Source organism: Neogemmobacter tilapiae, from assembly GCF_014652215.1.
Taxonomy (GTDB): domain Bacteria; phylum Pseudomonadota; class Alphaproteobacteria; order Rhodobacterales; family Rhodobacteraceae; genus Neogemmobacter; species Neogemmobacter tilapiae.
This window is the reverse complement of sequence record NZ_BMYJ01000003.1, coordinates 42126-66561: the sequence shown is the minus strand read 5'-3', so window position 1 is coordinate 66561 and position 24436 is coordinate 42126. Positions and strand designations below refer to the sequence as shown.

Annotated in this window: 21 protein-coding genes; 10 read left to right on the top strand and 11 right to left on the bottom strand. The window is 61.0% G+C overall.

The annotated features are described in order from the left end of the window. Positions 1-20 precede the first annotated feature (20 nt). Complete coding sequence (locus IE095_RS05370) at positions 21-653, top strand: RNA-binding protein (RefSeq protein WP_189410601.1); 633 nt, start codon at positions 21-23, stop codon at positions 651-653. Beyond that, entirely contained in the window at positions 650-3277 is a 2628-nt protein-coding gene (gene infB, locus IE095_RS05365) for a translation initiation factor IF-2 (protein WP_189410600.1), read from the top strand. Before IE095_RS05370 ends, infB begins: the two co-directional genes overlap by 4 nt. Before the next feature lie 46 nt (positions 3278-3323). Here infB and IE095_RS05360 read toward each other — a convergent pair whose 3' ends face one another. From IE095_RS05360 to IE095_RS05335, 6 genes are all read right to left on the bottom strand, one after another. Next, entirely contained in the window at positions 3324-3638 is a 315-nt protein-coding gene (locus tag IE095_RS05360; protein ID WP_189410599.1) for a hypothetical protein, read from the bottom strand. Next, the gene (locus IE095_RS05355) at positions 3628-3894 is read right to left on the bottom strand and encodes a hypothetical protein (RefSeq protein ID WP_229804544.1); all 267 of its coding nucleotides are present in this window, start codon (positions 3892-3894) and stop codon (positions 3628-3630) included. The genes IE095_RS05360 and IE095_RS05355 overlap by 11 nt, the downstream gene beginning before the upstream one ends. 47 nt (positions 3895-3941) lie before the next feature. Then, on the bottom strand, positions 3942-6395 hold the full coding sequence (locus tag IE095_RS05350) for a beta-glucosidase (RefSeq protein WP_189410598.1): 2454 nt from the start codon (positions 6393-6395) through the stop codon (positions 3942-3944). Positions 6396-6399: 4 nt separating this feature from the next. After that, positions 6400-6798: a (deoxy)nucleoside triphosphate pyrophosphohydrolase gene (locus tag IE095_RS05345; protein ID WP_189410597.1), complete on the bottom strand. Its 399-nt coding sequence runs from the start codon at positions 6796-6798 to the stop codon at positions 6400-6402. Positions 6799-6910: 112 nt separating this feature from the next. After that, positions 6911-8245 carry a bifunctional glutamate N-acetyltransferase/amino-acid acetyltransferase ArgJ gene (gene argJ, locus IE095_RS05340; RefSeq protein ID WP_189410596.1) on the bottom strand — a complete coding sequence of 445 codons (1335 nt, stop codon included), beginning with the start codon at positions 8243-8245 and terminating at the stop codon, positions 6911-6913. 21 nt (positions 8246-8266) lie between these two features. After that, positions 8267-9172, bottom strand: a complete 906-nt coding sequence (locus IE095_RS05335; RefSeq protein WP_229804543.1) for a peptidylprolyl isomerase — start codon at positions 9170-9172, stop codon at positions 8267-8269. A gap of 204 nt (positions 9173-9376) precedes the next feature. Between IE095_RS05335 and secA the strand changes: the two genes are divergently transcribed. The 3 genes from secA (at position 9377) to IE095_RS05325 (ending at position 14106) form a co-directional block, all read left to right on the top strand. Beyond that, on the top strand, positions 9377-12097 hold the full coding sequence (secA, locus tag IE095_RS05330; RefSeq protein ID WP_189410868.1) for a preprotein translocase subunit SecA: 2721 nt from the start codon (positions 9377-9379) through the stop codon (positions 12095-12097). Between the two features lie 187 nt (positions 12098-12284). Continuing rightward, on the top strand, positions 12285-12416 hold the full coding sequence (locus tag IE095_RS18575; protein ID WP_268247711.1) for a hypothetical protein: 132 nt from the start codon (positions 12285-12287) through the stop codon (positions 12414-12416). Positions 12417-12564: 148 nt separating this feature from the next. Continuing rightward, entirely contained in the window at positions 12565-14106 is a 1542-nt protein-coding gene (locus IE095_RS05325; RefSeq protein ID WP_229804541.1) for a phosphate ABC transporter substrate-binding/OmpA family protein, read from the top strand. Here the strand turns inward: IE095_RS05325 and radC are convergent. From radC to IE095_RS05300, 5 genes are all read right to left on the bottom strand, one after another. Further along, on the bottom strand, positions 14084-14845 hold the full coding sequence (radC, locus tag IE095_RS05320; protein WP_189410595.1) for a RadC family protein: 762 nt from the start codon (positions 14843-14845) through the stop codon (positions 14084-14086). The genes IE095_RS05325 and radC overlap by 23 nt on opposite strands. 42 nt (positions 14846-14887) lie before the next feature. Next, on the bottom strand, positions 14888-16039 hold the full coding sequence (gene dnaJ / locus IE095_RS05315; protein ID WP_189410594.1) for a molecular chaperone DnaJ: 1152 nt from the start codon (positions 16037-16039) through the stop codon (positions 14888-14890). Positions 16040-16120: 81 nt separating this feature from the next. Beyond that, positions 16121-18034 (bottom strand): molecular chaperone DnaK, encoded by a 1914-nt coding sequence (gene dnaK, locus IE095_RS05310; RefSeq protein ID WP_189410593.1) that lies wholly within the window; start codon positions 18032-18034, stop codon positions 16121-16123. Between the two features lie 213 nt (positions 18035-18247). Then, positions 18248-18874, bottom strand: a complete 627-nt coding sequence (locus IE095_RS05305) for an SH3 domain-containing protein (RefSeq protein ID WP_189410592.1) — start codon at positions 18872-18874, stop codon at positions 18248-18250. After that, positions 18871-19644, bottom strand: a complete 774-nt coding sequence (locus tag IE095_RS05300) for an ABC transporter permease (RefSeq protein ID WP_229804539.1) — start codon at positions 19642-19644, stop codon at positions 18871-18873. The genes IE095_RS05305 and IE095_RS05300 overlap by 4 nt, the downstream gene beginning before the upstream one ends. A 154-nt stretch (positions 19645-19798) precedes the next feature. Here IE095_RS05300 and cysQ point away from each other — a divergent pair, with 154 nt between their 5' ends. From cysQ to IE095_RS05275, 5 genes are all read left to right on the top strand, one after another. Beyond that, a complete protein-coding gene (gene cysQ / locus IE095_RS05295) occupies positions 19799-20590 on the top strand; it encodes a 3'(2'),5'-bisphosphate nucleotidase CysQ (protein WP_189410590.1) in 792 nt (263 codons plus the stop codon). Continuing rightward, positions 20587-21378 (top strand): 3-deoxy-manno-octulosonate cytidylyltransferase, encoded by a 792-nt coding sequence (locus tag IE095_RS05290; protein WP_189410589.1) that lies wholly within the window; start codon positions 20587-20589, stop codon positions 21376-21378. Before cysQ ends, IE095_RS05290 begins: the two co-directional genes overlap by 4 nt. A gap of 113 nt (positions 21379-21491) precedes the next feature. Continuing rightward, complete coding sequence (galU, locus tag IE095_RS05285; protein WP_189410588.1) at positions 21492-22385, top strand: UTP--glucose-1-phosphate uridylyltransferase GalU; 894 nt, start codon at positions 21492-21494, stop codon at positions 22383-22385. Beyond that, positions 22382-23365, top strand: a complete 984-nt coding sequence (locus IE095_RS05280) for a glycosyltransferase family 2 protein (protein WP_189410866.1) — start codon at positions 22382-22384, stop codon at positions 23363-23365. Before galU ends, IE095_RS05280 begins: the two co-directional genes overlap by 4 nt. Positions 23366-23425: 60 nt before the next feature. After that, on the top strand, positions 23426-24430 hold the full coding sequence (locus IE095_RS05275) for a glycosyltransferase family 2 protein (protein WP_189410587.1): 1005 nt from the start codon (positions 23426-23428) through the stop codon (positions 24428-24430). The last annotated feature ends 6 nt before the right edge of the window (positions 24431-24436 follow it).

The window sequence follows — 24436 nt, the reverse complement described above, 5'->3', positions numbered from 1 at the left end:
TTCAGGCCTTGGAATTGCCCATGACGCGCGGTGGCCGGGAAGATCTGAACGAAGGGCCGGAACGGCGCTGCATCGTCACGGGCGAGGTGGCGCCGAAGGATGGGCTGATCCGTTTCGTGATCGGGCCGGAGGGTCAGGTGGTGGCCGATGTGATGGGCAAGCTGCCGGGTCGGGGGATCTATGTGACCTCGGACCGGGCGGCGATTGACAAGGCTGTGTCGAAGGGCCTGTTTGCCCGGGCGGCACGGCAGCCTGTGCAGGCGGGGGCCGATCTGTCGGCGCAGGTCGAGGCGCAGATAGCGCGGCGGGTGGTCGATTTGATCAGTCTGGCGCGGAAGGCAGGCAGTGCGGTGACCGGTTATGAAAAGGTCAAGGACTGGCTGGCGAAAGGGCAGGCACGGGTGTTGATCCAGGCCAGCGACGGGTCGGAGCGGGGGAAGACCAAGATTTCCCTGCCCGAGGGTGAGAACCGCTTTATCGGATGCCTGACGGCCGGGGAATTGGGTTTGTCCTTTGGCCGGGAACATGCGATACACGCGGCGCTCGGCGCTGGCGGACTCACCAATCGTGTTGTAGAGGAAGCGGCGCGACTCGCTGGTTTGCGCGGGCACGTCGGCGGCAGGACCGCCGGAAGGGATAAGAAAGACGCATGACGGATACTGACGGCAAGAAACCCCTGGGTTTGGGTGGCGGCGCACCGCGTTCGGGTTCGGTGAAGCAAAGCTTCAGCCACGGACGGACCCATGCGGTTGTGGTCGAAACCAAACGCAAGCGGGTGGTCGTTCCGGCCAAGCCGGGGCAGCCGGGTGGCGCAACGGGGTCGGGTTATACCGGCGACCCGTCGAAGCGGCCTGCGGGCATTTCGGATGCCGAGATGGATCGGCGTCTGGCCGCGCTGCGGGCTGCGAAGGCGCGGGAACAGGAAGACGCTGCCAAGCGGGCCGAGGAAGATCGGGCGCGCGAGGAAGAGCGTCAGCGCAAGCGCGACGAAATCGAAGCGCGCGAGCGCGAGGAACGGGCGCGTGAAGCGGCCCTGCGGCAGAAAGCCGAAGATGCAGCCGCCGAAGCGGCACGGGCGGCTGCGCGGGCCGAAGAAGAGGCGCGTCAGCGCAAGCAGGACGTGCTGAACACACCATCGGCGGCACGCCGTCAGGCGGCGGCGAAAGCCGAAGCCGAGGCTGCAAAGGCCGAAGCGGCCGCAAAACCGGCGGCACGGGGTGGGGCACGCCCTGCACCAGCTGCGGCGGGTGCGGCGACCGCGCCGGGCGAAGACCCGCGGGGGCCGGCCTCGGCGAAGCCGGGGCTTCCGCCGCGCAAGACGGAACGGGAGCGTGATGCAGACCGTGACCGTGGGGCCAAGGGCAAGGGCGACGAAGGTCGTCGTTCGGGCAAGTTGACCCTGTCGGATGCGATGACCGGCGAAGGCGGGCGTCAGCGCAGCTTGGCCGCGATCAAGCGGAAGCAGGAAAAAGCGCGGCAAAAAGCGATGGGGATGGGCAGCAAGCCCGAAAAGCAGGTGCGCGATGTGCAGCTGCCGGAAACTATCGTGGTCAGCGAATTGGCCAACCGGATGGCAGAACGCGCCGCCGATGTGGTCAAGTCGCTGATGAAGATGGGTATGATGGTCACGATGAACCAGGCCATCGACGCGGATACCGCCGAACTGGTGATCGAGGAATTCGGTCACAAGGCGGTGCGGGTTTCGGACTCGGACGTGGAACAGGTGATCGATTCGGTTCAGGATCGGGACGAAGACCTGCAACCGCGGCCGCCGATTGTGACGATCATGGGCCACGTGGACCACGGCAAGACGAGCCTTCTGGACGCGATCCGCAAGACGAGCGTTGTGTCGGGCGAGGCCGGGGGCATCACGCAGCATATCGGGGCCTATCAGGTGACCACGGAGAGCGGGGCGGTGATCAGCTTCCTCGACACGCCGGGCCACGCGGCCTTTACCTCGATGCGGTCGCGCGGGGCACATGTGACGGATATCGTGGTGCTGGTGGTTGCGGCGGATGACGCTGTGATGCCGCAGACGATTGAGGCGATTGCCCATGCGAAAGCGGCGAAAGTGCCGATGATCGTGGCCATCAACAAGATCGACAAGCCGTCGGCCAATCCGCAGAAAGTGCGGACCGATCTGTTGCAGCACGAGGTCGTGGTGGAACAGATGTCGGGCGATGTGCAGGACGTTGAGGTTTCGGCGCTGACGGGCAAGGGCTTGGACGAGCTGCTGGAAGCGATTGCTTTGCAGGCTGAGGTTCTGGAGCTGAAGGCAAACCCGAAACGGGCGGCGACGGGGGCTGTGATCGAAGCCAAGCTGGACGTGGGTCGTGGGCCGGTGGCAACGGTTCTGGTGCAGAACGGGACGCTGCGCAAAGGCGATATCTTTGTGGTGGGCCAGCAGTGGGGCAAGGTGCGCGCGCTGCTGAACGATCAAGGCGAGCGCGTGGATGAAGCTGGACCTTCGGTGCCGGTGGAAGTGCTGGGCCTGTCGGGCACGCCGGAAGCGGGCGATGTGCTGAACGTGGTGGAAACCGAAGCACAGGCGCGCGAGATTGCGACCTATCGTGAGAAGACCGCGAAGGACAAGCGCGCCGCGATTGGGGCTGCGACGACGCTGGAACAGCTGATGGCGAAGGCTAAGGCCGATCTGGATGTGTCGGAACTGCCGGTTCTGGTGAAAGCCGACGTGCAGGGTTCGGCCGAGGCGATCGTGCAGGCGCTGGAAAAAGTCGGCAACGACGAGGTGCGGGTGCGGGTTCTGTCCTACGGTGTGGGCGCGATCACCGATACCGACGTGGGTCTGGCCGAAGCCAGCCAAGCGCCGATCATCGGGTTCAACGTGCGGGCCAATGCCTCGGCGCGCAACAGCGCGCATCAGAAGGGGGTCGAGATCCGCTATTACTCGATCATCTATGATCTGGTGGATGACATCAAAGCCGCCGCTTCGGGCCTGCTGAAAGCCGAGATCCGCGAAACCTTTATCGGTTATGCGACGATCAAGGAAGTGTTCAAGGTGACGGGCATCGGCCAAGTGGCGGGCTGCCTTGTGACCGAAGGCGTGGCGCGCCGTTCGGCGGGCGTGCGTCTGCTGCGTGACAACGTGGTGATCCACGAGGGGACGCTGAAGACGCTGAAGCGCTATAAGGACGAAGTGAAAGAAGTGCAGTCGGGCCAGGAATGCGGCATGGCGTTCGAGCGTTACGACGATGTGCGCGCGGGCGACGTGATCGAGATTTTCGAGCGCGAAGAAGTGAAGCGCACTTTGGCCTGATGGGTCGGAATTTGTGGAAAGGTCCCAGTCATCGACTGGGGCCTTTTCATTTGCGGCCATAGGTGGCGTCGTGATCCGGAGCGATGGTCAGCATCCGCATGAGGTTGCCATCACGGTAAGCGGTGGCGCGACGGGATTGGCTGATGCGCAGGGAATAAAGAGCGGCGATGCCTTTTGGTGGCGTCACACTTAGGATCTTTTCCCATTTCAGGCCATTGTCGCTGTAGACCTGTTGCCAAGTGAGTTGACGGATTTTGCGTAGGGTTTCTATGGCCTGATGCCGAATGTCTTTGGGCAGGTTGAACAGGTTTTCCTGAAAGACTGGATTGTTCAAATCCAGTTCGACCCGATCATTCGGCATGTTCAGCGCGGTTCAGAACCAGTTCATCGTCACCGGCGGCGGGTGGCTTGGGGGTATGGGCCAAAGCCAAGGCCAGATCTTTCGCGGCCTTGGGTTCATGAATCCAAGCCTCGGAATCGGGGATGATCTGGGCCGTGCGGATGACCCAGACACCTTCGGCTTGTTCTTCGACGATCACATGCCGCCCGGCAAAGCGTTTGCCCAGCGACAATTGACCATTTGCCCCGATTGTCTTGACCTGCGCCGTCGCTGTCATGATGGTCTCCATGCTGCACGAATAGATAACATTCGTGCAGCACGAAATCAAGGAAGCCGGATGATCGTTTCCGCCAAGGTGATGCGGCCCTGCAAAGGCAGGTCCATGGCGTTGCGACCTATCTCAACCCCATAGGTGCCGGCGCTCGCGATCCAGCGGCGGGTTTGGGTGTCGAACCAAGCGAAGGCGCGGGCATCGAGCGAGAGGGTGACGGTCTGCGTTTCGCCCGGTTTCAGGTGGACCTTGGCAAAGGCTTTGAGTTCGCGCTTGGGGCGGGGAACGGGGCAGGGGGCGGGGGTGAGGTAGAGTTGGATCACCTCGGACCCGGCACGATCGCCTGTGTTGGTGACTTTGAGCGTGGCCTGGAAGTTGCCTTCGGCATCGATGGGGCCAATAGTGAGGTCTGATATATCGAAATTGGTATAGGATAATCCGAAACCAAAGGGCCAAAGCGGATCGGTTCCGGTTTTGTCGTGGTGGCGATAGCCGATGAAAACGCCTTCCTCATAGCGCACATGTCCATCGAGGCCGGGATAGATTTCCGGGTCTTGGGTGAAGGTCACGCCATCCTCATACCGGACGGGAAAGCTTTGCGGCAGGCGGCCACCGGGTTCGGCTTGGCCCAGTAGGACGTCGGCGATCGCATTGCCCGCCTCTTGGCCCGGATACCAGGCTTGGACGATCGCCGCGACCTCGCCCGTCCAAGGCATTTCCACCGGGCCGCCGGTCTGGAGGACAACCACAGTGCGCGGGTTGGCGGCGGCGACGGCGCGGATCAGGGAGACCTGGCCGCCGGGTAGGGAAATGCCCGGCAGATCGGCGCCTTCGGTATCCCAGCTGGCATCGCGGCCGACACAGACAATGGCCACATCGGCCGCGCGGGCGGCGGCGACGGCCTCGTCAATCTCGGCCTGTCCGGTGGGCAGGCCCAAGCCAACCGCCAAGGCGGTAAAGGCCAGATTGGCTGAGGGTTTGGAGGAAAGGTCGATCTCGATCTGGATGGTCTGACCGGCCGTCAGCGGCAGATCGGCGAGAACCTCTTCGCAGCCCTCTTCAAAAAAGGTCGTGCCTTTGGTCCAGGTTTCCCAAGCTTCAGCGACCTGCACCCCATCGACGCGGATGCGGGCCAAACCGGCGACGCGCAGGCCCAGCCGCCAAGTGCCGGCCTTGGGCGCGGTAAACTGGCCAGTGATGCGGGCCGAGAAATGCGCGGCGTCGATGCCGGGGGCGATTTCGCCGAACCAGAAACCTTGCGCCTCGGTCAAGTCTTGCACGGTGGTGGGTTCGCCCGAAAGATCAGTGGTCGGATAGAGCGCCATCTTGAGCGGCGTTTGCAGGATGGGTTGGAATTTGCCGTTGTCGCAGCCCGTGGCATGGATCACGCGGTCAGCCCCCAAGGCGGCGGTCAGGCCGTCCAGCGGGGAAACGCGGTAATGGGCGTTCAATTGGGCGGAGCCGCCGCCCATGATCTGCGCCACAGCCGCATTCGGGCCGATGACGGCGATCTTGCCGGGGTTCGTCAGCGGCAGAAGGCCGTTGTTTTGCAAGAGGACCGCCGATTCGGCCCCGGCCTTGCGGATCAGGGCGCGGTGTTCGGGGCGGTCGTTGGCGCTTTCGCTAAAGGGGCGGTGATCGTCCAAAGCGCCGGTGCGGGCCATCAGGCGCAGGATGTTGATCACGCGCTGACGGATGACGCCTGCGGGCACTTCGCCGGATTCAACAGCCGCAATCAGCTTTTCGCCACGGTCACGGGCGGGGCCCGGCATTTCCAGATCGAGGCCGTTCAGGATGGAGGGGGCGGTGGAATGGCTGCCGAACCAGTCGGACATGACAACGCCATCAAAACCCCAATCGCCGCGCAGAACGGTGTTCAGAAGCCAGCCATGTTCCGAGGTATAGGTGCCGTTCAGCCGATTGTAGCTGGACATGACCGCCCAGGTTTTCGCGCGTTTCACGGCGGCCTCGAAGGGCACAAGATAGACCTCGCGCAGGGTCCGTTCATCGACGTCCGACGACATGGTGGTGCGCTGAATCTCGCTTTCATTGCCGGCGAAATGCTTGATTGTCGCGCCAATGCCCTGCGATTGCAGGCCGGTGATATAGCCGACGGCGAGTTCAGCGGTCAGGATCGGGTCTTCGGAATAGCATTCAAAATTGCGGCCATTGGTCTGGTTGCGGTGGATGTTCACCGTGGGGGCCAGCAGGACATGGGCGTTTTTGGATTTGACCTCATCCGCCAAGGCTTGGCCGATTTGGTGCAAGAGGTCGGGGTTCCATGTGGCCCCCAGCGCAATGCCGACGGGGAAGGCAGCCGATTTGACGCCGCCGATCAGCGAACCGCCGCCCCGCGCGCCGTTGGGGCCATCGGTGACACGCAGCTTGCCGATGCTGAGGCGTTCGACGGCGGGCAGGGACCAGAAATCACTGCCGGACAGAAGGCTGACCTGTTCGGCCAGGGTCATGGCGTCGGCAAGTTCGGAAATACGGGATTCAGGGGTCATGGGATTACAGCCAGTCACGAAGGATGGGGATCAGGGGGATGTCGGCGGGGGGCATGGGGTAGTCTTTCAACGCGTTGGGGCGAACCCAGGCCAGGTTCTGGCCTTCGCGGCCCTGAACGGTGCCCTCCCAGCGGCGGCAGGCGAAAAGGGGCATCAGAAGGTGGAAGTCTTCGTAAGTGTGGCTGGCAAAGGTGAGGGGGGCGAGGCAGGATTTCCATGTGTTGATGCCCAGTTCCTCGTGCAACTCGCGGATCAGGGCCACCTCGGGGGTTTCGCCGGGGTCGACTTTGCCGCCGGGGAATTCCCAGAGGCCGGCCAAAGATTTGCCTTCGGGGCGTTGGGCGAGCAGGACGCGGCCATCGGGGTCGATGAGGGCGACGGCGGTGACGAGCAGGATTTTCATGGGGCTCCTTTTGCCAGAAGGCGGGGGGCTGCTGCCCCCGTCGCCGATTGGGCTTGAACCAATGGCGCACAATCGGCGACCCCCCCGAGGTATTTATGGCAAGATGAAAGGGTTAAGAGCGGTAGTCGGCGTTGATGTCGATGTAGCGATGGGTCAGATCGCAGGTCCAGACGGTGCGGTTGGATTTTCCAAGGCCCATATCGACATGGATCAGCAGGTTCTGGCCCTTCATATAGGCGGCGGTCGCCTCCTCTGAATAGGCGGCGGCGCGCCAGCCTTTTTCGGCCACCAGATGTTCGCCAAAGCGGATGGCGAGCTTGTCGCGGTCGGCGACGGCCCCGGATTTGCCGATGGCCATGACGATGCGGCCCCAATTCGGATCCTCGCCCGCGACGGCAGTTTTCACCAAGGGCGAATTGGCAATGGCCATGGCGACACGGGTGGCATCGTCGGGCGATTGGGCGCGGGTGACGCGGACCTCAACAAACTTGGTAGCCCCTTCGCCGTCTTTGACGACCTGATGTGCCAGATCCATCATGACACCGCGCAGGGCGGTCTGGAAGGCTTTGGCGACGGCGCCTTTCACCGGGGCGGCCTCGCTTTGGCCGGTGGCGCACAGCAGCAAAGCGTCTGAGGTGGAGGTGTCGCTGTCCACGGTGATGGAATTGAACGTATCGCCCACATTGTCGGACAGCATCTTTTGCAGGGCCGATGCGGTGATTTTAGCGTCGGTGAAAATATAGACCAGCATCGTCGCCATATCGGGGGCAATCATGCCCGAACCCTTGGCAATGCCGGCAATGTGGATCGGGCCGCCTTCGCCCTCGATCACCGCGCTGGCCCCTTTCGGGAAGGTGTCGGTCGTCATAATCGCCTCGGCGGCCCATTTGATGCCGTCTTCGGTGAGGTTGTTGGCCAGATCGCCCACAACGGCGGTGATCCGTTCGTGGGGCAGCGGCTCGCCAATGACGCCGGTGGAGGAGGAGAAGACCCGTTCCGCCGGAATGCCCAGCGCTTTGGCCACGGAACCCGTGACGGCCGCCACCGATTTTTCGCCGGTCTTGCCGGTGAAGGCGTTGGAGTTGCCCGAGTTCACGATGATCGCGGCCCCGGATCCGCGTGGCACCTCGATCGCCAATTTCTGTTGGCAATCGCGCACGCAGGCGGCGCGGGTGGTCGAACGGGTGAAGACACCGGCCACGGTGGTGCCCGCGTCCAAGGCCACCAGCATCACATCGCGGCGGTTCTTGTAACGCACGCCCGCCTCAACCGCGGCAAAGCGTGCGCCTTTGATCAGGGGCAGATCGGGAAAGCTGGCCGGGGCCAGAGGCGAGACCTGTTTCACCTTGGTCTTGGGGGCCGCGGCGACGGCCACCGCCTCCCCCGTCAAAGCCTTGACCCGCTTTTTCAAGCCCTTGGCCTTGGCCTTCCAATCTGTCTTTGCCATCATCCGCCCCCTGATTTTCGATCACTGACCCAGAATTGTCGTGTCTTTCAACGCCGCCGGATCGAAAGCTTCGCCCGGTTTTGTGACAGTGACACCCGCCATGACCGCCTCAATATGGGCGTCCACGGCTTTTTTCTCGATCTCGCCGGCCAGTTCTTCGCGCAGATCGTCGATCTTGGGCGCTTCTGCGGTGCGGGTTTCGATCAGTTTCACCAGATGCCAGCCGAATTCGGTTTGCAGCGGGCCTTTCACTTCGCCCGGCTTCATCGCCACGACGGCATCTTCAAACGGTTTCACCATCATGCCCAAACCGAACCAGCCCAGATCGCCGCCATTGGCGGCAGCACCGTCGGTGGAGTTGGCTTTGGCCACTTCGCCAAAGTCTTTGCCGCCGTCGATTTCGGTTTTGAGGGCGGCCGCCTTTTCCTCGCTGTCCACGATGATATGCGCGGCGTGGTATTCGGTTTGCGTGCCCATCGCCTTGACCCGTTCGTCATAGGCGGCCTGAATGGCCGCATCGGTGACGGCGGTTTCGGCCACGGCTTGCAGCGCCGCACCCGACAGGAAACCGCGGGTTTCGTTCTGGATGGTCAGATCCTGCCGCAGGGTCGTCTTGCCGGTCAGGGTTTGCGCCAAGGCCGATTGCTGCACCAACTGGTTCAGGATGCCGTCATACAGCGTCTTGTCGTCCAGCGTCAGATATTCCGGCGGCAAAGCGTCGCGTAGGGCGATCATATGGCCCAGGGTGATCGACTGGTCGCCCACAGTTGCGACCACGGTTTCTGCCGTCAGCGCCTGAGCGGCCGAGGTGGTGGTTGTGGCTTCAGCGGGGGCCTCGGTCGTGGCCTCTTGCGCCATGGCGGGCAGACCCAGACCGGCGGCCAACGCCAGTGCGGAAACGACACAAAGTCGTATTGTTGCGGGCATCTCACATCCTCCTGATCGTGCCCGCCTTGTGCGGCACGTTGACTATCGCGCAGGCATTCCTTACATCGCACAAGTCGCGTGGGACAGGTTTCTGCGCCTTTCCTGGCTGTTCTTAGGCAAGTGGGGTAGGGCGGGCAACCCCGAAGCCCGCACGATCATGTCAGGCGCGGCCTGAAATGGTGAAAACGACCACGCGGGGAAATGATGCTGGGTCTTGGAACGCTTGCGACGAAGGTCTTTGGTTCGGTCAACGACCGCAAGGTGAAATCGGTTCGTCCCCTGGTCGAAAAGATCAATGCGCTGGAGCCTGAGTTTCAGGCGCTGTCGGATGAGGGCCTGAAAGAACGGACGCTGGCCTTTAAGGCGCGTCTGCAAAAGGGCGAAGCGCTGGATGATCTTTTGCCCGAGGCTTTTGCCAATTGCCGCGAAGGCGCACGTCGGGCCTTGGGTCTGCGGGCCTTTGATGTGCAGCTGATGGGCGGGATTTTCCTGCATCAGGGCAATATCGCGGAAATGAAAACGGGTGAGGGGAAAACCCTTGTCGCCACCTTCCCCGCCTATCTGAACGCCTTGGCGGGCAAGGGCGTGCATGTCGTCACGGTGAACGACTATCTGGCCAAGCGCGATGCGGAATGGATGAGCAAGGTGTTTGGGGCTTTGGGCCTGACCACGGGTGTCGTCTATCCCTATCAGCCCGAAGAGGAAAAGCGCGCGGCCTATCAGGCGGACATCACCTATGCGACGAACAACGAGCTGGGTTTTGACTATCTGCGCGACAATATGAAAGGCCGCATCGACCAGATGATGCAGCGGGGCCATTTCTTTGCCATCGTAGACGAGGTGGACAGCATTCTGATCGACGAGGCGCGGACGCCTTTGATCATTTCGGGCCCTTCGGATGACCGGTCGGATCTGTATCAGACGATTGATGCGCTGATGCCGGAGCTGACCGAGGCGCATTACAAGCTGGACGAAAAGGCGCGGTCGGCGACCTATACCGAAGAAGGCAACGAGTTGCTGGAGGGGCGGCTGCGGCAGCTGGGTCTGCTGGAGGCGGATGTGTCGCTGTTTGACCCGGAAAGCACGAGCCTTGTTCACCATCTGAACCAAGCGCTGCGGGCGCATAAGCTGTTCTTTAAGGATCAGAATTACATCGTGCGGGATGGCGAGGTGATGCTGATCGACGAATTCACCGGGCGGATGATGCGCGGGCGGCGTTTGTCGGAAGGGCTTCATCAGGCGATTGAAGCGAAAGAGCATGTGCAGATTCAGCCGGAAAACGTGACGCTGGCGAGTGTGACGTTCCAGAATTATTTCCGGCTTTACAAGAAACTGGGCGGGATGACCGGCACGGCGATGACCGAGGCGGAAGAATTCGCGCAGATCTACAATCTGGGTGTGGTGGAGGTGCCGACGAACCGGGCGATCCAGCGCAAGGACGAACATGATCAGGTCTATCGGACAGGCCGCGACAAATATGCGGGCGTGCTGAAAGAGATCAAAGAGGCCCATGCCAAGGGGCAACCGATTCTGGTGGGGACGACATCCATCGAAAAATCGGAACAGATTGCGGAAATGCTGAAAGCCGAAGGTATTCCGCACAACGTTTTGAACGCGCGGCAGCACGAGCAAGAAGCGCAGATTGTGGCCGATGCGGGCAAGCTGGGGGCGGTGACGATTGCCACCAACATGGCGGGCCGTGGGACGGATATTCAGCTGGGCGGCAATGTGGAGATGAAGGTGATGGAGGCGATTGCCGCCGACCCGCACCTGCACCCGGATGAAGTGCGCGCGCGGATCGAAGCGGAACATGCCGAGGAAAAGGCCAAGGTTCTGGCGGCGGGCGGTTTGTTCGTTCTGGCGACGGAACGGCATGAAAGCCGGCGGATCGACAACCAGCTGCGTGGCCGTTCGGGCCGTCAGGGTGACCCTGGTCGTTCGGTCTTCTTCCTGTCGCTGGAAGATGATCTGATGCGGATTTTTGGGTCGGAACGGCTGGACAAGGTTTTGTCGACCTTGGGCATGAAAGAGGGCGAATCGATTGTTCACCCTTGGGTCAACAAGTCGCTGGAGCGGGCGCAGGCCAAGGTGGAAGGCCGCAACTTTGACATCCGCAAGCAACTGCTGAAGTTCGACGATGTGATGAACGACCAGCGCAAGGTGATCTTTGGCCAGCGGCTGGAGATCATGCAGTCCGAGACCGTCGATGACGTGGCGCAGGACATGCGCTATCAGGTGATCGAGGATCTAGTGGATGAGTATCTGCCGCCGAAAAGCTATCCTGATAGTTGGAACACGCAAGGGTTGTATGCGGCGGTTCTGGAAAAGCTGGGCTTTGACGCCAAGGTGATCGCTTGGGCGAAAGAGGAAGGCGTGGATCAGGATGTGATCCGCCAGCGGCTTGAAGAAGAGTCGGACAAGTTCATGGCGGCCAAGGCCGAGGCCTTTGGGCCAGAAACCATGCGCAACATCGAAAAGCAGATGCTGTTGCAGGCGATTGACGCGAAATGGCGCGAACATCTGCTGCGGCTGGAGCATCTGCGGTCTGTGGTGCATTTCCGGGGCTATGCGCAGCGTGACCCGCTGAATGAATACAAGACCGAGGCCTTCCAGTTGTTTGAAAATATGCTGGATTCCTTGCGGTCGGAAGTGACGCAGAAGCTGTCGGCGATGCGGCCGATGACCGAAGAGGAACGGCAGGCGGCTCTGGCCGCGCTGATGGCGGAACGGCAAAATGCCGAATCGGCCGCCCCTGCGTCGACACCTGCAACCGTGACCTTGGCGGCGGCCCCCGCCGTGGCAGTGACGGCGCGGGCGGGGTTTGACGAATCGGACCCATCGACTTGGGGCAACCCTTCGCGCAATGATCTATGCCCCTGTGGATCGGGCGAAAAGTTCAAACATTGTCACGGGAAATTGTCCTGAGGTCATGCAACTTTAGCGGGAAAATGTGGCGATCCTGCCCGAATTCAGGCATAATGCGGCAGAGCTGCGGCGCAACGGTGCGGGTCTGTCGTAAAATTTAGTAAAACCCACCGTGGATTCGCCTTGGCTTGGTCAATTTTGATCCTTAGTTCAAAATGATCTGGTGCCAATTCGGTCTGGGGGAATCATGGCGCGTCGCATCTCACTTGTCGTTCTTGTGCTGTCGATCAGCATCGGCTCGGGCCATTTGATGGAACGTCGCGTCGCGCAAGAGCGCGCGGAGCAAGCTGTGGCTGTTGTTGAGCCGGGCAACATCTAGAACGTTTGTCCAAAAACTGAAACGTTTGTCCAAGCCCGTGTGGCCCAGCCCTTTGGCTGGGCTTTTGCATTTCGGCTGATCAAGAAATCATGGCTGGCAGGTCAGCGGGGGTTCTGGCAGTGTCGCCGTCAACCGGCGGGGGCGGCAAATGACAGGGATATCTCGAGCAGTTCTGTTGGCGTTGATGGTGTTGACCCATCCGCTTCAGGCGCAAGACATCACCCTGACCTCACGCGATGGCAGCCTTTCCGTGGAAGGCACGCTTTTGGGTTATGACGGGGAGTTTTACCGGATGGACAGCGTCTATGGCACGCTGACCATTGATGGGGAAAGTGTGATCTGTGAAGGCCCCGCTTGCCCCGACCTGACGGCGCCCTTTGCCGAAGTTCGACTGATCGGCGCGCCGGAGCCGGGGATGCGGCTGATGCTGCCACTGTGGCGCGAATTTGCGCGGATCAATGGCTATGCCGTGGTCAGCGAGGCTGCCGCCGAAGGGGGCTTTGCCCTGAACCTGAGCGATCCGGCCAAGGCGAAACCCATCGGACGGATCGTCTTTACCCCGGCCAAAGCGCCGGAGACGCGGGTGGCGCTGGCGGGTGGCGCGGCAGAATTGGCCGTGGCCTTCCGCGCCGATGCCGATACCGCCGAGCGGGTGGCGGGGCTGGATGCGCTGGTGCCGATTGTTGCACGGGACAATCCGTTGCCGCGCATATCGACCAGCGACCTGGCCAAGGCGTTGACGGGGCAAGTGAAGAATTGGGCCGATCTGGGCGGGCCGGATATGCCGATTGTCATTCATGGCATCGATCCGGCCACCAGTCTGGGCGAGGCACTGGAGGCGCGTCTGGGCAACCCTGTGGCGGCGGAAATCTGGCACAGCGATCCGGCGAGTTTGGCGCAGGCGGTGGGGGACGATCCCTATGCTTTGGCGATTGCCGGGTTATCGGGGGCGGAACGGGCGCGGGTGCTGCCATTGACGGACAGTTGCGGCTTTCCGCTGAACCCATCCGGCCTGACCTTGAAAGCCGAGGACTATCCGCTTTCGCTGCCGGTGTTCCTGCAATCACCGCGTCGGCGCTTGCCGTTGCTGGCGCGGGAATTTCTGGACTTTCTGTCCAGCCCCACCGCGCAGGCGGTGGTGCGGCGGACGGGCTATACCGACCGCTTGCCGGAACGCCAACCGCTGACGCAGGACGGTCTGCGGCTGATGAATGCCATTCTGGGGGCAGGGGAGGAGACGACCTTGCCCGAATTGAAGCGGCTGGCCGCGATCATGGCGGGGGCGGAACGGCTTTCGTTGACGTTCCGTTTTGAGGATGGGTCTTCGACGCTGGACGCGCAAAGCCAGGACAATCTGGCGGTGCTGGCGCGGTTGTTGGGCTTGGGAGAGTTCCGGGACTATGACCTTATTCTGGCAGGCTTTTCCGATGGAGAAGGGGCGGCGGAGGCCAATCTGGAACTGTCGCAGCAGCGGGCCGAGGTGGTTTCAGCGGCGTTGAAGGTGGCGGCGCCCGATCTGCCGGTGGGGCAGCGACTGCCCCGGATCGAGGCCTTTGGCGAGGCGCTGCCGATGGCTTGCGACACGACCTCGGGTGGGCGCCGGTTGAACCGGCGGGTGGAACTTTGGTTGCGGCTGGACCCGGAGACGGGGCGGGATGAAGCCGCGCCTATAGATAGCCCGTTGCCCTGAACGACAATTCCCGGCCGCGGCCAATGATCAGGTGATCGTGTAGGACGATGCCCAGAACCCCGGCGGCATCGCGCACCTGTGCTGTCATGCTGATGTCGGCCTGTGAAGGGGTGGGGTCGCCCGACGGGTGGTTGTGGACAAGGATGAGCGCGCTGGCGTTCAGTTCCAGCGCGCGTTTGACCACCTCACGCGGATAGACGGGCACATGATCGACGGTGCCTTTCGCCTGCTCTTCATCGGCGATCAGCACATTTTTGCGGTCGAGAAACAGGATGCGGAATTGTTCGGTTTCGCGGTGCGCCATGGCGGTATGGCAATAGTCCAGCAGGGCATCCCACGAGGAAAGGACCGGGCGCTGCATGACCTTGGCACGGGCCAAACGCTGGGCGGCGGCCTCGACAATTTTCAGTTCTTGCACCACGGCATCGCCCACACCCTGCACCTGCGTCAGCCGGTTAGGACTGGCGGTCACCACGCCGTTGAAATCGCCGAACGTATCCAGCAGACGGCGGGCGAGGGGTTTCACATCCTGCCGGGGGATGGCGCGGAACAGGACGAGTTCCAGCAGTTCATAGTCGGGCATCGCCGCCGCCCCACCCTGCATGAAGCGGGCGCGGAGGCGTTTGCGATGATCCAGAAGATAAGAGGGCGATTTCTGCCCGGCGACATGTGTCACATCATCCGTTTCCGGATCAAACAGCGGCAAGGCTGAGTCACTAAAGGCGGAGGCGTGGGTCATGCCGCAGCATCACCCACGCAAGGTTAAGAAGGGGTTAAAGGATCAGCCCCGCATCCCGTCCCAAAAGCTTTTCACCTTGGAAAAGAAGGAACGGCCCTCGGGGTTGTTGTCTTCAGAGAGACGCTCAAACTCTTCCAGCAGTTCTTTTTGCCGGGCGGTCAGGTTCACGGGGGTCTCAACGGCCAGTTCAATGACCATATCGCCCTGCCCACCGCCGCGCAACGCGGGCATGCCCTTGGCGCGCAGGCGCAATTGCTTGCCCGTCTGACTGCCCGCGGGGACGCGAACGCGGCTCATCCCGCCGTCGATCGTGGGAACCTCGATCTCGCCGCCTAAGGCCGCCGTGGGCATGGTCACCGGAACGCGGCAGAACAGATGCACGCCATCGCGTTGGAAGATCGGGTGATCTTTGACCTCGATAAAGATGTAAAGATCGCCCGACGGTCCGCCACGCAGACCAGCCTCACCCTCGCCCGCCAGACGAATCCGTGTGCCGGTTTCCACCCCGGCCGGGATGTTGACCGACAGCGAGCGTTCCTTTTCCACCCGGCCTGCGCCGTGGCAGGCTTTGCAGGGGTTCTTGACCACTTGGCCTGCACCATTGCAGGTGGGGCAGGTCCGTTCCACGGTGAAAAAGCCCTGGCTGGCGCGCACCTTGCCCATACCGGCACAGGTCGGGCAATTCACAGGTTCAGCCCCGCCTTCGGCGCCCGAGCCTTTACAGACGTCACAGGTTTGTGCGCTGGGCACCGAGATGGTCTTCTGGACGCCCTTGAAGGATTCCTCTAGCGAAACCCGCAGGTTATAGCGCAGGTCCGACCCGCGCTGCACACGTGACCGGTTGCCGCCGCCTTGGCCGCCCCGGCCCATGAAATCGCCAAACAGATCCTCGAACACGTCTGAGAAGGCGCTGCCGAAATCACCCTGCCCACCGCCGCGATAAGCCCCACGCTGGCCGCCGCCGCCACCTTCAAAGGCGGCATGGCCAAAGCGGTCGTAAGCCGCCTTTTTGTCGGCATCTTTGAGCACGTCGTAGGCTTCGTTCACCTCTTTGAACGCCGCCTCGGCCTTGGGGTTGTCTTGATTTCGGTCGGGGTGCAGCTCTTTGGCCTTGGTCCGATAGGCTTTCTTCAGCTCTTCGGCCGAAGACCCGCGGGCCACCCCCAACACATCGTAATAGTCGCGCTTAGACATTCAGGTTTCCTTCCCGAACCGACTCCGAACCGACCGGGGGCGGCCTGTTTCCAGACCGCCCCCAAAGCCCGTTCGCGCGATTTACTTGCGCTTGCGATTGTCTTCGCCGAGGTCTTCGAAATCGGCATCCATGATGTCATCGTCCACATCACGCGGGCTTTCCTCGCCCGAGCCGCCTTCGGCCCCCTGCGTCGCCTTGTAGATCGCTTCGCCCAGCTTCATCGCGGCTTCGGTCAGGTTCTGCATACCGGAACGGATCTTGCCGATGTCTTCGCCTTTCAGCGCCTCTTCCAGCGGGACCATGGCGAATTCGATGGCCTCAACCGTGGACGGGTCGACCTTTTCACCATGTTCGGCCAGCGATTTCTGGGTCGAATGCAGCAGGCTTTCCCCTTGGTTCTTCGCCTCGACCAATTCGCGACGGGCCTTGTCGCCTTCGGCATTCGCCTCGGCGTCGCGGACCATCTTTTCGATATCCTCATCCGACAGGCCACCCGAAGCCTGGATGGTGATGTTCTGCGCCCGGCCGGTGCCTTTGTCTTTCGCGCCGACCGACACGATGCCGTTGGCATCAATGTCGAAGGTCACTTCGATCTGCGGCAGACCGCGTGGGGCGGGCGGGATGTCTTCCAGATTGAACTGGCCCAGCATCTTGTTATCGGCGGCCATTTCGCGTTCGCCCTGGAACACACGGATGGTCACAGCGTTCTGGTTGTCTTCAGCGGTCGAGAAGACTTGCGATTTTTTCGTGGGGATCGTCGTGTTGCGGTCGATCAGGCGGGTAAAGACGCCGCCCAGCGTTTCGATGCCCAGCGAAAGCGGGGTCACGTCCAGCAGAACCACGTCTTTCACGTCGCCTTGCAGAACACCGGCCTGAATGGCGGCACCCAAAGCCACGACTTCATCGGGGTTCACGCCCTTATGCGGTTCCTTGCCGAAGAATTTCGTCACCTCTTCGATGACTTTCGGCATGCGGGTCATCCCACCGACCAGAACCACCTCGTCAATGTCACCAATGCCCAGACCGGCGTCTTTCAGCGCGGCTTGGCAGGGTTTGATCGATGCTTTGATCAGGTCGCCTACAAGGCTTTCCAGTTTCGCGCGGGTCAGTTTGACAACCAGGTGCAGCGGCTGGCCCGTGTTGCGGTCCATGCTGATGAAGGGCTGGTTGATTTCGGTCTGCTGGCTGGAGGACAGTTCGATCTTGGCCTTTTCCGCCGCCTCTTTCAGGCGTTGCAGGGCCATCTTGTCCAAGGTCAGGTCAACGCCATGCTCTTTCTTGAATTCATCCGCGAGGAAGTTCACGATCCGCATGTCAAAATCTTCGCCACCCAGGAAGGTGTCGCCGTTCGTCGATTTGACTTCGAACAGACCGTCGTCGATTTCCAGAATGGTGATGTCGAAAGTGCCGCCGCCAAGGTCATAGACGGCGATGGTCTTCGTGTCTTTCTTGTCCAGACCATAGGCCAGCGCGGCGGCGGTCGGTTCGTTGATGATGCGCAGAACCTCAAGGCCCGCGATCTTGCCCGCGTCTTTCGTGGCCTGACGCTGGGCGTCGTTGAAATAGGCGGGAACGGTGATGACAGCCTGGGTGACGGTTTCGCCCAGATAGCTTTCCGCCGTTTCCTTCATCTTTTGCAGGATCATGGCCGAAACCTGCGCGGGCGAGAATTTCTCACCGCGGATTTCGACCCAAGCATCGCCATTGCCGCCGTTGACGACATTGTAGGGCAGGTTCTTTTTGTCTTTGGCGATATGGGCGTCATCCACCCGGCGGCCGATCAGCCGCTTGACCGCAAAGACGGTGTTGGCCGGGTTCGTCACAGCCTGACGCTTGGCGGCCTGGCCGACAAGGCGTTCGCTGTCGGTGAAGCCGACGATCGAAGGGGTCGTGCGCGCGCCTTCGGCGTTTTCGATGACGCGGGGTTGCGAACCATCCATGATGGCCACGCAAGAGTTGGTCGTTCCAAGGTCGATACCGATGACTTTGGCCATGTTGTGCACCTTTCTTACGGCGATGTTGTGGGCCAGAACCCTTTGACGAAGGCGTTCCGCGCCCTATCCCAAGTGGCACCTTGGGGCAAAGGGCCCCTTGGCATGCGGGGTATATAAGGGGGGCGAATGGCCCCTGCAAGCACGGCCTGCGGATGAATCTGCGGGGAGGATGCTGAAAATCTGCGGAAAATGGGAAAGGCTTTGGCAAGAAGCCTAGGGCTGGATCGAACAGCAGCCCAGAAGGGCGGGATTTCCACGAACTTCCCCCGCCGGATTGGCCAGATAAAGCCGGGCGGAAATACCAAAGGCACGGTCGGACATACCGTCACTGCAAGCTTCGCCTTGCAGAACGGCGACATGGGTGACGCGGCCTTCGGCCAGTTGCAAAACCGCCTGAGGGCTGAAGTTTTGACCGGGGAAGGATTGAGCGATCAGCCAAGCCGTCTCGCCCAGGTCGGGGGTGGTGTAGCGGACGGTGCTTTGGGTGACGTTGGTGGTCATGGACCAGAACGGTTCGGTGCCAAAGCAGGACAGATCGGTTTGCAGGGTGAACCAAGCGGGATGATCGGCAGGTTTCAGATAGGTCAGGCGGGCCCAGCCCATGCTTTCACCCAGCGACACCTGACCCCATTGGCCATCGGGGCTGATGCTGACAACCTCAACCCCCGTCGCATTGGGGGGAAGCGTGGCCAAAACATGGGCCTTTGCATTGGGGGCAGCGCGCAGATTCAGAACATCGTCGCTGGCAACGCCGGTGACGTCATGCAGGGCGGGTAAAACCTGCGCGGATACGGCCAGCGGCAGCATGGCGAAAAGCCAAGCGGCAACAATGTTCCTCATTTCCCGGCCCCCCATGACAAGGATTGACGGCTGCGGGTGAAGCGTTCGGCAATCACGCCCAGCATAAGACAGGCAATGGTAACTTTCATCGGATAGCTGATGTTGCTGTAGTGGGGATTGTAGTTCAAAAAGATGAATCCGCGTCCTTGATCGATAATGTGGAACAGGGGGTTCCAGTCAAAATAGGCCAAAATATGGGTTGGTGTCATGTTGGCGACGATCATCTTGCCTGAAGTGATGATGTTTGCGCGACGATAGACGGTGCTGAAGATCGCCATGAAACCGGGGGCCCAAGGGGTAACAGCGCGAAAGAGCAGACCAATGGCGATGCCCGAAACCCAAGCCAACATGAACATACCCATTGAGGGGACAGGTTGATCAAAGCTGATGGGGGTGATGGCACAGTGATAGAAGGTGAAGAGGACGAACATGGTCAGTATCTGCATGTAGAGCGCGCCCAGCGCTGCACCACCGATCGAGACGACGGTGTTCATGGGCCCGTGCTTCATCATCGCAGAGGTGGGACCCGCGGCGCCGCTGACGGCCCCCATCGTCTTGATGTGCATCATGAACAGGCCCACCGCGCTGATGAAATAGACCATCAGATCGCCACGAATGCGCATGCCGCCGCGGCCCATGAGCCAGTTCGTAAAATAAAGAATGCCAATCATGACGATGACCTGAACAAAGTTCAGGATTAGAGCCATGGCCGCATTGCCATGGACAGAGCGGATCTGGTGCGAGGCGATGTGAAACATCAGCCGGAACATCGCAAAGGTCGAATTGACCCGGTTGGTGCGAAGTTGGGATTGGAACATGGGGTTCCCCGGTTGATGAACTGACCTGCTTTACAACAGGATATCTTGCCGATTGCTGAACAACACAGATAAAGGACCAAAAGAAGGCAGGATAGGGCTGGCGGACATGGACCACGAAAAACTGATCACAGTGATGCGGAAGCTGGCGCTGGAGGCGGGCGATCTGATCCTTGCAGTCTACAATGCGCCCGATTTCGAGGTGAAGTCGAAAAGCGATGCTAGCCCGGTGACCGAAGCGGATGAGGCGGCGGACCGGCATATCTCGGCGGGCCTTAGGGCGGCTTTCCCGGAGGTGACCCTGATCACCGAGGAACAGGCGGACAGCCATGCGCTGACGGCGCAGACCTTTCTGATCGTCGATCCTTTGGATGGAACAAAGGAATTCATCCAGCGGCGGGGCGATTTCACGGTGAACATCGCTTATGTGGAAAATGGTGTGCCGGTGCGGGGTGTGGTTTACGCCCCGGCGCAAAAGCGGCTGTTCTATACGCTGGCCGATGGGACAGCGGTCGAGGAAACGGGGGCTTTGGCCTTGGATCAGCAGGGGCCTCTGGTGGTGTTGAAAGTCAGCCAACCGGACAATGCGGCGCTGATGGTGGTGGCGTCGAAATCGCACCGGGATGCGGCGACAGATGATTACATCGGGCGCTATGTGGTGAAGGATATGCGTTCTGCCGGATCGTCACTGAAATTTTGTCTGGTCGCGACCGGCGAGGCGGATATCTATCCACGCTTGGGCCGGACGATGGAATGGGATACCGCGGCGGGCGACGCTGTTTTGCGGGGGGCTGGGGGGCAGGTGGTGCGGTTCGATGACCACAAACCACTGGCCTATGGCAAGTCCGGTTGGGACAACCCCTTCTTTATTGCCTATGCGCCGGGAGTGACGCTGAAATGAGGGTGTTGATCGCCATTCCCGCCCGCTATGCCAGCACGCGCTATCCGGGCAAGCCCTTGGTTTCGCTGAAAGGACCGGATGGGGACAAGACGCTGATCCGCCGCAGTTGGGAGGCGGCTATGGCCGTCAAAGGCGTGGACCGGGTGGTGGTGGCGACGGATGATGATCGGATTGCGGACCACGCGACGGATTTCGGGGCTGAGGTGGTGATGACAGCGCGGGAATGCCGGAACGGCACGGAACGCTGTGCCGAAGTGGCGCATCATTTGCCGGGCTATGACATCGTGGTGAACCTGCAAGGTGACGCGCCGCTGACCCCTGCTTGGTTCATCGAGGATCTGGTGGCGGGGTTGGAGGCTGACCCCGAGGCGGAGATCGCAACGCCGGTCTTGCGTTGTGACGGTCGCGCCTTGAACGGCTTACTGGCCGACCGCCGCGCTGGGCGCGTGGGGGGGACGACGGCGGTGTTCGGGGGGCAGCGGCAGGGGCTTTATTTCAGCAAGGAAGTGGTTCCCTATACCGGTCAGACCTTTGCGGACGAGGCTGAGACCCCGGTCTTTCACCACGTCGGGGTCTATGCCTATCGGCCAGACGCCTTGGCGGCCTATCCGACTTGGGAGATTGGTCCGTTGGAGACGCTGGAAGGGCTGGAGCAACTGCGCTTTCTGGAAAACGGACGGCGGGTGCTGTGCGTGGAGGTTCAGGCCAAGGGCCGCCAGTTCTGGGAATTGAATAACCCGGAAGACGTTCCGCGGATCGAGGCGATGATGGCGGAAATGTTCGGCTAGGAATGGGCCAAAACCCGCCTGATTTGCGCCGCAGGGGGCAGATACTGGTCTAACGCATGGTAATTTTGTAGTGTATGCGACGCGGATTAAGCCGCTGGATGAAGGTCGAGAAGATGAAGACGAAAAAGGTGACGAAAGCCGTGTTCCCGGTGGCGGGGCTTGGCACGCGCTTTCTGCCTGCGACAAAGTCGATCCCCAAGGAAATCATGACCTTGGTGGACCGCCCCCTGATTCAATATGCGATTGATGAGGCGCGGGCGGCCGGGATCAAGGAATTCATCTTTGTCACGGCGCGGGGCAAATCGGCGCTGGAAGATTACTTTGACCATGCGCCCGAGCTGGAATCGAAACTGAAGCGTTCGGGCAAGAAAGATCTGCTGAACATCCTGAAAGACACCAACATGGACAGCGGCGCGATTGCCTATGTCCGGCAGAACCGGGCGATGGGCCTTGGCCATGCCGTCTGGTGCGCGCGTCGCCTGATCGGGGATGAGCCTTTTGCGGTGCTGCTGCCCGATGACGTGATTGCGGCCGAAAAATCCTGCCTGCAACAGATGGTGGAGGCCTATGCCAAGACCGGCGGCAACATGGTTGCGGCGATGGAAGTGGCCCCGGCCAAAGCCTCGTCCTATGGGGTCTTGGACATTGCCGAGGATATGGGTTCGATCGTCCGCGCCAAGGGTATGGTCGAAAAGCCCAAGGCCGAGGATGCGCCGTCGAACCTGGCGGTGATCGGGCGCTATATCCTGTCGCCGCAGGTGATGAACAACCTGAACCGGAAAAAGACCGGGGCGGGAGGCGAAATCCAGCTGACTGATGCGATTGCCGAAGAAGTGGACAAGGGGGGCGTCTATGGCTTCCGGTTCCAAGGGCAGCGCTATGACTGCGGGTCGAAGGCCGGCTTCTTGCAAGCGACGGTGGCCTTTGGTCTGGCGCGGGATGATCTGCGGGATGAGTTCCAAGGTTATCTGCACGACCTGATCGCCCAGCAAAAGGCGGCGCAATAAGCGGGCTGCTGACAGCTTTTCGCCTGCGCTGGCAACGGCGCAGGCATCTGTGGCGGGCATTCCGCCATCGGCGGGAATTGCGGCTGGTGGCGGGGGATCCGGCCAGTATCGACCGGCTGGACATTCTGGTTTTCTGCACCCTGCGCAATGAAATCGCCCGCCTGCCGGGCTTTTTGGCCCATCATAGGGCGCTGGGAGTGCGGCGCTTTCTGATCGTTGACAACGCCAGCACGGATGGCAGTGCGGATTTTTTGGCGGACCAAGGGGATGTCATTCTTTGGCGGGCCGAGGCCAGCTATCGGCTGGCGCGCTTTGGCATGGACTGGATCAATCATTTGTTGGCGCGCTATGGGCAAGGCCATTGGTGCCTGACACTGGATGCCGATGAACGGCTGGTCTATCCCTATTGGCAGACCCGCCCTCTGTCCGCCTTAACCGAATGGCTGGAATCGCAGGGGCGCGAAGCTTTTGGCGCGATGATGCTGGACCTTTACCCCAAGGGGCCTTTGTCGGCTGGGGGGGGGCTAGAGTGGTTTGATGCGGGCAACTACGTGATCCAGCGGAAGCCGGGCCTGAATTGTCTGTGGTTGCAGGGTGGGCCGCGGGCCCGGGCATTTTTCGCGGACAAGCCACGGCAGGCTCCGACCTTGACCAAGATCCCGTTGGTCCGGTGGCATTGGCGCTATGCCTACCATAACGCAACGCATAGCCTTTTGCCGCCCCGGCTGAATGCGGTCTATGACAAGGGGGAGTTGACCTCGGGCCTATTGCTGCATGACAAGTTTCGCCCCTTGGTTCTGGACAAATCGGCGGAGGAAAAATTCCGTCGCGCGCATTTTGGTCGACCGGAAGATTTTGATCCCTATTACGACAGCCTGATCGCCGATCCCGAGCTTTGGCATCCGCACTCGACGCGTCTGACCGGTTCGTGGCGGCAACTGGAAGCGCTGGGTTTGATGTCGAGGGGGGGGTGGGTCTAGATGAACAAGTTTTTGGAAAATTTCAGATAATCCACTAGATAAGGATAGAGGGAACTTTGAATGAAACTGGCAGAGGCATATCGGCTGCGCCTGCGGCGCAAGCGGTTGGTCTGGCGGGCCTATGGCCGTCGCCGCCAGTTGCAGCCTGTCCAGGTCCGCACAGCGCAGATTCAACCGAAGGCCATTCTGCTGATCGCGACGATGCGCAACGAACGCATTCGTCTGCCGTATTTCCTGCGTTATTATCGTGATCTTGGTGTTGACCATTTTCTGATCGTGGAGAATGGGTCAGACGACGGAACCCGAGAATATCTGGCCGAACAGGGCGATGTGTCGCTTTGGTCCACCCAAGCCAGCTATAAGTCGGCGCGCTATGGGGCCGATTGGACGGGTTGGCTGGCGTGGAAATACGGGCATGGCCATTGGTGCCTGACGGTCGATCCCGATGAATTCCTAGTTTATCCCTTTTGCGAGACTCGGTCACTGCGGGCTTTGACCGATTGGTTAGAGGATTCCGGGGCACGGGCGTTGCCGGCGATGATATTGGATATGTATCCGAAAGGGACAATCCACGCTGCGGCCTATGGCGAAGGGGAGGACCCCTTTCAGGCCGCGCATTGGTTTGACAGCGGCAACTATATGATCAGCCGGAATCCGCAGTATCAGAACCTGTGGATTCAGGGTGGCGTCCGGGCCAGGACGATGTTTGCCGACGAGCCGCAGAATGCCCCGGCGCTGAACAAGATCCCCTTGGTAAAGTGGGAGCGGGGCTTTGCGTATCTGAGCTCGACCCATATGCTTTTGCCGAGGGGTCTTAACCGGGTTTATGATGATTGGGGCGGCGAAAAAGTGTCGGGCTGTCTGCTGCATGCAAAATTTCTCGATACGCTGGCGGCAAAGGCGGATGAAGAAATGCAGCGCCACGAGCATCATGCGAACAGCCGTGAGTATCTGGCGTATCAGCAGTCGGTTCAAAACGCGCTTTGGTGCAAGTGGAGTGAGCGTTATGTGAATTGGCGACAGTTGGAAATTTTGGGGCTGATGTCCAAGGGCAATTGGGCGTAGGGGTCA

Bases quoted from the DNA above. Each gene is read 5' to 3' on its own strand.
- IE095_RS05370 (WP_189410601.1), top strand. From the start codon at position 21: ATGACGCGCGGTGGCCGGGAAGATCTGAACGAAGGGCCGGAACGGCGC.
- infB (WP_189410600.1), top strand. From the start codon at position 650: ATGACGGATACTGACGGCAAGAAACCCCTGGGTTTGGGTGGCGGCGCA.
- IE095_RS05360 (WP_189410599.1), bottom strand. From the start codon at position 3,638: ATGCCGAATGATCGGGTCGAACTGGATTTGAACAATCCAGTCTTTCAG.
- IE095_RS05355 (WP_229804544.1), bottom strand. From the start codon at position 3,894: ATGACAGCGACGGCGCAGGTCAAGACAATCGGGGCAAATGGTCAATTG.
- IE095_RS05350 (WP_189410598.1), bottom strand. From the start codon at position 6,395: ATGACCCCTGAATCCCGTATTTCCGAACTTGCCGACGCCATGACCCTG.
- IE095_RS05345 (WP_189410597.1), bottom strand. From the start codon at position 6,798: ATGAAAATCCTGCTCGTCACCGCCGTCGCCCTCATCGACCCCGATGGC.
- argJ (WP_189410596.1), bottom strand. From the start codon at position 8,245: ATGGCAAAGACAGATTGGAAGGCCAAGGCCAAGGGCTTGAAAAAGCGG.
- IE095_RS05335 (WP_229804543.1), bottom strand. From the start codon at position 9,172: ATGCCCGCAACAATACGACTTTGTGTCGTTTCCGCACTGGCGTTGGCC.
- secA (WP_189410868.1), top strand. From the start codon at position 9,377: ATGCTGGGTCTTGGAACGCTTGCGACGAAGGTCTTTGGTTCGGTCAAC.
- IE095_RS18575 (WP_268247711.1), top strand. From the start codon at position 12,285: ATGGCGCGTCGCATCTCACTTGTCGTTCTTGTGCTGTCGATCAGCATC.
- IE095_RS05325 (WP_229804541.1), top strand. From the start codon at position 12,565: ATGACAGGGATATCTCGAGCAGTTCTGTTGGCGTTGATGGTGTTGACC.
- radC (WP_189410595.1), bottom strand. From the start codon at position 14,845: ATGACCCACGCCTCCGCCTTTAGTGACTCAGCCTTGCCGCTGTTTGAT.
- dnaJ (WP_189410594.1), bottom strand. From the start codon at position 16,039: ATGTCTAAGCGCGACTATTACGATGTGTTGGGGGTGGCCCGCGGGTCT.
- dnaK (WP_189410593.1), bottom strand. From the start codon at position 18,034: ATGGCCAAAGTCATCGGTATCGACCTTGGAACGACCAACTCTTGCGTG.
- IE095_RS05305 (WP_189410592.1), bottom strand. From the start codon at position 18,874: ATGAGGAACATTGTTGCCGCTTGGCTTTTCGCCATGCTGCCGCTGGCC.
- IE095_RS05300 (WP_229804539.1), bottom strand. From the start codon at position 19,644: ATGTTCCGGCTGATGTTTCACATCGCCTCGCACCAGATCCGCTCTGTC.
- cysQ (WP_189410590.1), top strand. From the start codon at position 19,799: ATGGACCACGAAAAACTGATCACAGTGATGCGGAAGCTGGCGCTGGAG.
- IE095_RS05290 (WP_189410589.1), top strand. From the start codon at position 20,587: ATGAGGGTGTTGATCGCCATTCCCGCCCGCTATGCCAGCACGCGCTAT.
- galU (WP_189410588.1), top strand. From the start codon at position 21,492: ATGAAGACGAAAAAGGTGACGAAAGCCGTGTTCCCGGTGGCGGGGCTT.
- IE095_RS05275 (WP_189410587.1), top strand. From the start codon at position 23,426: ATGAAACTGGCAGAGGCATATCGGCTGCGCCTGCGGCGCAAGCGGTTG.